Origin of the sequence: Microcoleus sp. Pol7_B2, assembly GCF_036701035.1 — a bacterium.
Classification (GTDB): Bacteria; Cyanobacteriota; Cyanobacteriia; order Cyanobacteriales; family Microcoleaceae; genus Microcoleus.
The window spans coordinates 1-7,898 of the sequence record NZ_JAUBQB010000140.1 but is presented as its reverse complement, the minus strand read 5'-3'; the positions used below and the strand labels follow the sequence as shown (position 1 = coordinate 7,898).

At 42.1% G+C, this 7,898-nt stretch carries 6 protein-coding genes and 1 pseudogene; 5 read left to right on the top strand and 2 right to left on the bottom strand.

Annotated elements, in window-relative coordinates:
• Nucleotides 1-606: 606 nt before the first annotated feature.
• Nucleotides 607-1,365, bottom strand: coding sequence for a phytochelatin synthase family protein (locus QUA57_RS27730; protein WP_333064974.1), 759 nt, complete (start codon nt 1,363-1,365; stop codon nt 607-609).
• A 268-nt stretch (nt 1,366-1,633) separates the two neighbouring features.
• Between QUA57_RS27730 and QUA57_RS27725 the strand changes: the two genes are divergently transcribed.
• The 5 genes from QUA57_RS27725 (at nt 1,634) to QUA57_RS27705 (ending at nt 7,463) form a co-directional block, all read left to right on the top strand.
• A complete protein-coding gene (locus QUA57_RS27725) occupies nt 1,634-2,524 on the top strand; it encodes a hypothetical protein (protein ID WP_333064976.1) in 891 nt (296 codons plus the stop codon).
• A 16-nt stretch (nt 2,525-2,540) separates the two neighbouring features.
• A complete protein-coding gene (locus QUA57_RS27720) occupies nt 2,541-3,185 on the top strand; it encodes a hypothetical protein (protein ID WP_333064977.1) in 645 nt (214 codons plus the stop codon).
• A gap of 269 nt (nt 3,186-3,454) precedes the next feature.
• A complete protein-coding gene (locus tag QUA57_RS27715; protein ID WP_333064978.1) occupies nt 3,455-5,800 on the top strand; it encodes an outer membrane protein assembly factor BamB family protein in 2,346 nt (781 codons plus the stop codon).
• 312 nt (nt 5,801-6,112) lie between these two features.
• On the top strand, nt 6,113-6,382 hold the full coding sequence (locus tag QUA57_RS27710; RefSeq protein ID WP_333064979.1) for a hypothetical protein: 270 nt from the start codon (nt 6,113-6,115) through the stop codon (nt 6,380-6,382).
• 445 nt (nt 6,383-6,827) lie between these two features.
• A complete protein-coding gene (locus QUA57_RS27705; RefSeq protein WP_333064980.1) occupies nt 6,828-7,463 on the top strand; it encodes a hypothetical protein in 636 nt (211 codons plus the stop codon).
• A 213-nt stretch (nt 7,464-7,676) separates the two neighbouring features.
• Here QUA57_RS27705 and QUA57_RS27700 read toward each other — a convergent pair.
• Nucleotides 7,677-7,898, bottom strand: a pseudogene (locus QUA57_RS27700) (transposase); the annotation flags it as partial.

Genomic DNA, 7,898 nt, shown 5'->3' with positions numbered 1-7,898 from the left:
TAATGAAAAATTCTAATTGGGCTATTTCTTTTTCCATATCTTTTTGTGAAAGTTGTAAGTTATTCATTTTTTTGTCAAAATTAAGTATTGCATATAATTGTACCATAATCATGATAAGGATGCGAGGATTGCTATAGTTATCATAAATATGGAGAGTTTAGAGATTTCTTATCAACAGTAAATAGTGACAAAGAACCTGAGAATTGGTCAATTACTTGTATTTTATTTGCTCCCAATGCTCCCCAACAGAATCCCGTTGAATATATTTGGTTACAAGCTAAAAACTTTTTAAGAAAGTATTGGTATTTATGTAGGTCTTTTAAAATTATCAAATTTTTGTTTGAGTTCTTTACTAAGGAACATAAATTTGATTTTCCCAAAATTCCTCAATATTGTACATAGAAAATCATTGAGGAGCGCTATAGTCGTAATACTCTGGAATGGTTGCTACAACAACGGCAAAAAGTTTAGACATAATGCTTTCCAAAACTGATAAAGTTTAAATAAAAAATAGCATAATACTCCAATTACTTTTGGTCGCACCCGCACTCTTGGCATTTTTGAGTAAGTGTTGAAGCCCCGTTATGCACTGCCTAATTCTCTATTTTACTGGCGCCCAACGAGATAGCCCCGTGTCTTTTTGGAAATAGAATCGGTAGTATTCATCGCTTTCCAAAGATTTTCAGTAGAAGTCCATACAGGCGGATATTTATAGCTGGCTACGTCTTCAATCAAAAACCGATCGCTTGGTTCGTGATAGGCAGCAAGGGGAGAAATATGCCCGCTTTTACCTTGACCCAAAACAGAGCGTTGGTAATTCACGATTATATAGTCGCCAGAACTGGCAAGGTTGGCTTTAGCTTGGCTCCGAAATTGGTTAAGTGTTGTCTCCGACGCATAGTAGAGTTCAACTTTGATGTTGTGACTTCTCAGTAAGGCAGCTAATTCATCAAGAGTCATCCCCGAAAAAGTGACGGCATAAGAAGAACGGATATTCTGGGTTTGACCGTCAAAAAAGGTGTCTTGGGTTAGGGTGCGATATCCCTGTTTTTTGCTGCCGAGTGCGTTCAGAACCATCACACTACTAGCCACACCACAATAGGCGGGACGCTTTTGAGTTTCAATGTGGGTGCTAAGCGGTTGAAAATCCTGTTTGCTCTTGCTCTGGTTCAATAGCTGTTGTCCTTCGGGTGATTCTAGAGAAACTAAAGTTTTGGGAAGTGGTAGTCGATTAACAGAAGGTGGTGAGAAGGCTTTCCAGGTAAAAACGCTTAAACCTGTGCCGAAAATTAGTAGAATACCCCCTCCAGCTTTTATTAGTCGCCCTCGCCATCGATGATTTCTCGACTTTTGATTTAAGTCCATATCTTCATCTCTCCCAAGAACAGTTGTGTGAAAAAAGTCTTAGTCAGAATTGGTCGTTGAACAATTAAACCTTACAATGTCTAGACCTTGGCATCTGGTTAGTAGCTCGGGTAAATATTGCCTTTGCTTTGGACATCATTATAGCAAGTCTTTTTAGGGTTAAACTTTCATTATAATTAAGGAAAAATATCATTGTTATAAAGCGGTCTGAAAAATTTAGATTCTGTAATATAATTTTGAAATCTCTGCCTGGGAGCAAGATTGCATCATGCCGCCAATGCCAACAGTCACAGTCAAGTCAAGATACAAGCCGCAATCTATCGATACCAGCATTGAAGCTGACGTGCTGATGTTTCAGCTATTGCGACAGTTAACGCCCCAACAAAAAGTACAGCGGACTTGCGCTTTCAATCAAGCGGTGCGAAGGCTGGCAATATCTGGAATAAAGAACCAGTATCCCAATGCTGCTGAGGCAAAAGTTCGGCAAGAATTTATTAAAAGGTGCTTGGGCGCTGAGTGGATAGAAGTTTTATCAGACAGTAAAGATTGGGGTGAACTCGTGATTGCAGAGCCGATCGAATTAGCGCAAAAAATAGCCAGCATCTTGCTACCGCTGAATATTCCCTATGTGGTGGGAGGTTCAGTAGCAAGTTCGCTGTTGGGAGAAAACAGATCTACGCAAGATTTGGACTTAGTAATTGACATGGAATCGCGAACAGCACAGAGACTAATTGATGCCATGTCAGGCGAGTTTTACATAAGCGAGTCGGCTGTGACTGAAGCGATTGCCAATTCAAGAACAGCACCCCGCGAATCATCGTTCAATGTCATCTATTTGCCTTCGATGGAGAAAGCAGATATTTTTGTGATGGGCAGCGATGACCCTTTTTCGGCTTCCGTGATGAGCCGACGCCAACTTTTCCCTGTTAGCGGTTTAACAGAGGAGGGAATTTACATCTACTCGCCCGAAGATATCGTCCTGCAAAAACTCAGTTGGTACCAACTAATTCCTGGCGGTTCCCAAAAGCAGTGGAGGGATGTCTTGGGAGTTTTGAAGGTGCAAGGGGAACGACTCGATCTCGCTTACTTAAACCAGTGGGCTGTTACCCTCAAACTAACAGATTTACTTTCTGAAGCGTTGCTTCAATCGGGATATTAATAGTCGGCAATTTAGAATGAAACCAAACAAACAACAGCTTGCTATTGCTAAGAAAATCCAAAAATGGATTCAAGCCACCCAAGAAGTTGAAAAAGCTCGATTGGCCATACCGATAACCAGGCTGACGAGTATCAAAAGTCTGTGCGCTGATGAAGTTGCTGCCGAAAAGTTTGCGATCTACATTGCTCGACTGGTGCAGCAGCAGATAAATCAGGCGAATTGTCCAGAACATTTTACGGAGGAAGAATGGGAACAGCAAAAACAATTAGTGGATGAAGCGATCTCACTGATGGACAGTTACCGAGAAAACCCTAGTTACGAAAGCAGGCAATCTCTCAGAAACTTATTGAAAGATATTGATGGGGTGCAAGGGGATGACTATCGTAATTTTAGATGGACAACGGTGCGTTTTGTCCGCAGTGGAGATTTACTCAAGCTAGAGTATGCACTGCGCTGTTTTGTAGAGACAGATTTTCCCTATTGGGCTTACAAACTAGCTAGAGAATATGTAGAAGGCTATGGATTGCAGTCGGGTTCGGGTATCGTTGCTGAATCCGTACCCATGTTGTTGGAAGTAGCAGAATTTTGGTGTCAGTATTATTTCAATCAGAGTTTGAACGAGAAATTTCCTGATGGGGGCGCGATCGCTCTTGTGAGGTAGGGTCGTTGGGTCGGGTGAGGTGCGAATTTATCAATTCCAGAGAAACGCTCAAAATCAAGCAGATACTCAGGCGCAGCGAGGGAACTGGCAGCTACCCATTTGCGGGATGAAGCATAATGAAGCTTGACCTAAAACAACGGGGCTATTTTTAATGATTCTCCAAGGGATTGTTTGTGTGAAGCTAACAAATTTGCTGAGGATTGAGTGATTGCGGGTTGCGGGTCAGTTGCCAATGTGCCAGTTGATTATGACAGAAGTGATGTGATTACATGAGCCAATATTTCTTGTGTTTTGCTTTATTTATTTCAGGCTTAATTGTCCAGGTTTTAAAACTTTTTACATTTATAATAATTTTTCCTTTTTCTAGAATAAGGGTCATTTTTACTCATATAAAAAAATTAGACCAAAGAAATCATCGGCCGTCTTTAGAGGAACAGCGTATGGGTTTATATGATGGTAGGGGAGTTCATCACCCCGATGGATTAAAGTGGAAGTTCAATACAAAAATGACAATACGTGTTTCTCCAGTCGTTATTAATCAAGTAGTCTACGTTATAAATGACCAGGGTACTTTCTATGCAGTTAATAGCCGAAATGGAAAAGTGAAGTGGACTTTTCAAATACCAAAAGAAGGGGAAGGGTCTGAAAATGCCTTCTTACGTCCATCGCCACCGACCATTGTTGATAATGTTGCCTACATCAGTAACGATAATCAGTTGTATGCCATAGACCTGAAAACAGGTATAGCTAAATGGACATTTGCCACCCCAGGTGTAGTGGAATCATCGCCCGTTGTAGCAGATGGTGTTGTTTATGTAGCCAGTAATTTTACGGAAATATACGGGTCAAACACCGATCGCCCTTGCACACCTATTATGAACGTACAGGGTTATCTCCAAGCTGTGGATATTGCTACCAAGCAAGTAATATGGCAATTTGAGCAACCCAATGGAGTTAGTTCTCTTGCTGTTGCTGATGGCACAGTCTACATTTTTGCATTTGGTAGTTTCTGGTCACTAGATAGTGCTTCATCTGCGGTACAGTGGCAATTCAACAAACACAATCTCAGTTTTTTGGCTCCAGTGGTTGTTAACGGAATAGTTTATGTTAGCTGTCCCTCCTACTATTCCTCTACAAAAAGTTCAGTTTTGGCTTTACATAGTGCTAGCCGACAAATTGTATGGGAATTCCAAACAAGCGGTTATATCTGCACAAGTCCGTTAGTCACTGATGACATGGTTTACATTGGCACTAGAGATGGATATTTATTGGCTCTCAACAAAGAAACAGGACAATTACAATGGACTTTTTACCGTGGTGATTGGAACATCAATTACCCTAGTATCGCTGAGGGAATAGTTTATTTCGGCAGTGAAGACGGAAATCTTTATGCCTTATTCAGCACTACAGGCCAGCAACTGTGGAAGTTTACAGCAATGGGTGGAGTGTCTTCATCTCCTGCTATTGCTGCTGAAGTGGTTTACTTTGGCAGTGAAGATGGTTATCTATACGCAATTGATACTACAACAGCACTAATTAACCAAATCCTTTCAGATGCTTCAATTCAAGGAGAGCCTTTAGCAGATCCTCCAATTAGCTCAGATGGAGCTATGTATCGCGCCAATCCACAACAAACTGGTGTTTACATTACTAGAGGTGTTCACCAGGTTGTTGGATTGAAGTGGAAATTCTCGCTGGATAGACATTTATCATCCCCCCCGATTGCCGCGAATGGAATAGTTTATGTCTGCGCCAGTTACTCTAATCTTTATGCCATAGATGCTGAAGTTGGAAAACAAGTATGGCAGTTTGAAAAAACAACTTATTCTTGTTCCGCTGTGGCTGATGGCATGGTTTACATCGGAAGTGATTCTTTGTATGCACTTTCTGCGATGACTGGACAAGAACAGTGGTCTATCAAACTCAGCAGCGCTGAGTTTCCTGCTGTTGTTAATGGCACAATCTATGTTTACAGCAGAAACAAAGACGGATCTCACAAACTCTCTGCCCTGTCGTGTCGGAATGGACTATTAAAGTGGCAGGCCCAAGTGTCCTCATCTAGCGGTTGCCCTTTGATAGATGATGAAATCGTTTTAGTACACAATTATCATTACGTAAATGCGCTTTCTCTCGCTACAGGAGAAGTTGCATGGCAATTCAAAACTCAACACTACGACGATCGCTTATCAGCTATTTCTGATGGAACAGTTTACTTGGTTGGACAGAAAAATTTCTATGCAGCAGATATCCGTACTGGAGAGGTGAACTGCAACTTTAGTCCAGAAAAAGGGTCGTTGAGACACGCTCTGGCGATTTTTGATGGCACAGTTTATACTATCGGCCAAAATACTCATACACTCTACGCACTTTCCTGCACAACTGGGGAAGAGAAGTGGCAGTTTACAACGGATACTAACATACAAACACCTCCGACTATTGCTGACGGAATTGTTTACTTAGGAACCTTTAGCGGTAATGTTTATGCAGTAGATGCTCTGACAGGACAACAACTATGGAAGTTTGCAATAGGAACGGCATTATACTCTGAACTGGCGATCGCGGAGGGGGTAATCTATACTACGGGCTCTGACGGGAAGCTTTACGCGCTCAGTTGAATTAGGGGAAAGTATGCGATCGCCAACTATCAAAATTTTGTTTTCCGCGCGTTGCTGATTTACGGTATGAAAGACTAAATATGCAAATCCTAGAAACCAGTATCTACAAAGCTTCTGGATTTTCGACTTATTTTTTTCATACCCTGATTAAGCAAGGCTGGGTTTCTTTTTCCCCTACAGTTACGAGATATGGACAAGTTTCCAGAATACGATCCTCGCTGTGGTCGTGAGACAGAGGACCAGTGGTGGAGCCTGCCACAAGACATTGCTTTAGCCAACACTCCTGAATTCAGTCAACGTTTCTTCGCTCAAGTGTTCAACGAATTCCCAGCATTGGCGGCAAGCGTCGTTTTCTTGCGATGGTCTGTTCAGCCAGACGACCTCTACGCAGTATTTAACTTCTCTAGCGGTGGGTTTGGCGTGCAGATCGATCCGGGGCTAGAGTACATCATAGTGTGGGGGACAGGCGAGCATGGGGAGTATGGCGATTGGATGGGCGATGGCGACCGGTTAGCTTCAGCGCTTGAGGATGTCCGTACCTTAGTTTGGTGGTTTGAGAGTTTGTCTAATACGGTTGAGTGATGATGAGACAAGTGCTGGTGAGCGATCGTAAATTCCGAAGGCGTTTAGTCTGAACTTTCCCCTGCAAATATTACTTGCATAGACGAGCGAAGCCTTCGAGCGCAAAGATTTTAATTGAAGTACAAGCAGCAGATAGATTTGGGCTGCATATCTCCAGCAAAACCATATCCAAGCTAAACTGATAAGCGCCCTAATTTTTAGAATTATCTATGAGACAAGAAAGCGCAATATGATATCTGGGGAAATCAAAAGTCGGCGTTGCTGAATTAGAGTATGAATCCACTTTTCGCTTGATGTTACAAAACTCACTCGACTTGGCTTATAGCAATTGGGAAATCTTCCATTCATACCTGTATTCAGCAACGCCTAACTTGTTGCGCTAACAGGTTTTTCGTGCTGGCAACTGGTTGGTAGAGGAAAGAAAGCAACAACGAAGGTTAGTAAAATGGATGAAGTCGTCAAGAAAGTAGCTGCTTTGGGTTTACCAGGTATCATCTTGGTAGTGACGATGGCTGCGACAGGTTTAACAGGAGCGGCTGCAATCACAGCAGCTCTAGCATTTCTAGGTGGCCCGGCAGGAATGCTCGGAGGTATTGCCGTACTAGGTTTGACGGGATTGATTGCAGAGGCTCTGACAAAAGTAGGGTTAGAGGACTTGCTGACAGCAATTTATTGCCAAAGGCGCTTATCTGAGCCACACGGCAAACTTTTAGAGGAGATTGAGCAATTATCGCTGTTTGATGGCGATATCAAAGAAAGGCTCAAGCAAACTGTGACAGATGGATGTGGCTGTTCAGCAGCCACCGCTGCCAACATTTCAGATGTTACCCTTGAAGCTCGCGCCATTTTAGAAGCTGTCCCAGGAATGACACCAGCACACCACAGGGATTTTAACAGTTCCAATCCCATTATCAGACTTAGGGATGGAACAGCGGTTAGGGCTTGGAAAAACCCCCTCGGCGTCGATCACATTTTTTTAGCCGATCGCGATGGCAAAATGATTTACGGTGGCTTCGTAGGCTGGATTCACAGGGAGGGGTTGAATCAAGCGCTCTTGCAAATGAGAAGAGACTTGACGTAAAGTAGATAGGATAGAAAGCATATTGTAAATAAAAATTAAGTTTTCCAAACCACTACCATACCCTTATTAAGAGCTAAGGGTCATCTATAGCAATCCTAAATGATTTTCTCTGTGTAAGTATATTGACGTATTTTGGGGAAATCAAATTTATGTTCGTTAGTAAAAAAATCACACAAAAATTTGACAATCTTAAAACAATACTCCGGACAGTTTTTAAGCAGCCAAAGTACCATAAGACAAGACTGAAGGAAGGTTAGGGTGATTTAAAATCAAATCCCGGTCTAAACCTAACTTATCAATAAAGGTACAAAGTAGGTGCTTATTGAATTCCAGACGTTTATAAGAGGCCAGAGAAAACACAAACGACTTGGCAGATGAATGACAACTAGAGAGTTCATGTTTAGCTAAGTTTAAGGCAATAAGACTGGCATTAAA

What these genes read in the sequence shown, in the direction of transcription:
- QUA57_RS27730 (WP_333064974.1), bottom strand. Translation starts at nt 1,365, where the DNA reads ATGGACTTAAATCAAAAGTCGAGAAATCATCGATGGCGAGGGCGACTA.
- QUA57_RS27725 (WP_333064976.1), top strand. Translation starts at nt 1,634, where the DNA reads ATGCCGCCAATGCCAACAGTCACAGTCAAGTCAAGATACAAGCCGCAA.
- QUA57_RS27720 (WP_333064977.1), top strand. Translation starts at nt 2,541, where the DNA reads ATGAAACCAAACAAACAACAGCTTGCTATTGCTAAGAAAATCCAAAAA.
- QUA57_RS27715 (WP_333064978.1), top strand. Translation starts at nt 3,455, where the DNA reads ATGAGCCAATATTTCTTGTGTTTTGCTTTATTTATTTCAGGCTTAATT.
- QUA57_RS27705 (WP_333064980.1), top strand. Translation starts at nt 6,828, where the DNA reads ATGGATGAAGTCGTCAAGAAAGTAGCTGCTTTGGGTTTACCAGGTATC.